Origin of the sequence: Streptomyces sp. UH6, from assembly GCF_013421635.1 — a bacterium.
Taxonomy (GTDB): Bacteria; Actinomycetota; Actinomycetes; order Streptomycetales; family Streptomycetaceae; genus Streptomyces; species Streptomyces abyssomicinicus.
The window spans coordinates 1-1424 of sequence record NZ_JACADT010001235.1; the positions used below are offsets into that span (position 1 = coordinate 1).

At 73.0% G+C, this 1424-nt stretch carries 1 protein-coding gene; it reads right to left on the minus strand.

Translation table 11 applies throughout. The features are described from left to right. Positions 1–167: 167 nt before the first annotated feature. Positions 168–1256 carry an acyltransferase gene (locus HW445_RS30885; protein ID WP_180224089.1) on the minus strand — a complete coding sequence of 363 codons (1089 nt, stop codon included), beginning with the start codon at positions 1254–1256 and terminating at the stop codon, positions 168–170. Positions 1257–1424: the final 168 nt, after the last annotated feature.

Consider the following 1424-nt stretch of genomic DNA (forward strand, 5'->3'; position numbering starts at 1 on the left):
CGTGAAGGAGGCAACGCCCGCGAGACCGGCCGTCGTGGGCGGGTGGGGCGCCAGGACGCGCGCGGGCCGGGGAACGGTGCGGGGCCGTCCGCCGTCCGCCGTCCGCTTGTCGCCCTCCTCCGCCCCGCCGGCCCGCCCGGCACGTGCCCGCCGCTCGCGTGGCCGGGTCAGCCGAGCAGCCGCCGCAGGCGCAGCTTCCCCCACAGCAGGCTGGTGGCGAACGACAGTGCCATGACCGTGACCACCAGAGCGGCCAGCAGCAGCCCGGCCACGGGTCCGCTCAGCTCCGGTGACGCCAGCGGGCCGACGATCTCCTCGACGAAGAGGACGTGCACCATGTACGCGCCCAGCGCCGCATCGGCCAGTTTCCGCAGCCGCGGGCGCCATGTGCCGGGGACCCGGACCCTGCTGACCAGCAGCAGTACGCAGACGCTCATCGCGGCGACGAACAGGTGCGCGTTGGGCAGCACGTAGTGGACCTGCGTGTTGTACCAGGCCGCCCCGGCCATGGTGAGCGGCAGCAGCACCACCAGCGGCCACCGCTTGCGCACGGCCCCGGCCGGGAGGGCGAACAGCAGCGCGCCGCCGACCGCGTACACCAGCGAGTAGGTGCCGAACCCCCAGGCCACCGACGGCATGCCGTGGCCCGTCACCTCGGCGGCCGTGGTCAGCGCGCTCGGCAGTACGGCGATGCCGAGCAGTGCCGCCCCGAGCCCCCAGGGACGCTGTCCCGCCTTGATCAGCACCGCGAAGGCGAGCAGCACGGTGATCGGGATGTAGGTGTACATGAACCACAGGTGGTAGGCAGGCTGCACCGAGCCGAAGAGGGAGCCCGCCGCCAGTTCGGTCATGGGCCGGTCGTTGCGGTCCCGCAGCCACGCCCAGACCAGGTAGACCGCCGTCCAGGCGAAGAGCGGGACGAGGTTGCGGACGACGCGCTGCCACATGCGGGAGCTGTCCCGGGGCGGCGCGCCGACCAGCACGGCCCAGCCGGCTATGGCGAAGTACATGGGTACGGCGAAGGCGTTGATCCCCTCGGCGACATGGCCCGCCCAGTAGGCACCCGCGCCGTTCGCCGGGTCGTTCCCGGTGGCGTGGATGAACTGGGCGCCCACGTGGCCCAGCATGACGGTCGCGGAGCAGATCAGCCGCATCAGATCGATGTCGAAGCGGTGTTCTCGCGCGGGGGCGGCGGGTTCTCCGGAGGCGACGCTGCCCCTTTGCTGCGGCAAGCGTACGGCGGTGTCGTTCTGCACCGCGCAACTCTCGACGCACACGGTGTACGGGAGTTGAAGGGAGGGTGGCAGCGCCGTGGCCGCTGGGTTGTGGTTGACCGTCCGGGGGCCCCACCCGTGGGGCCGTGCCGGGTGGGGCCGTGCCGGCTGGTGCCGTGCCGGGTGGCGCTTGCAGGGTGGGCCCTGCCG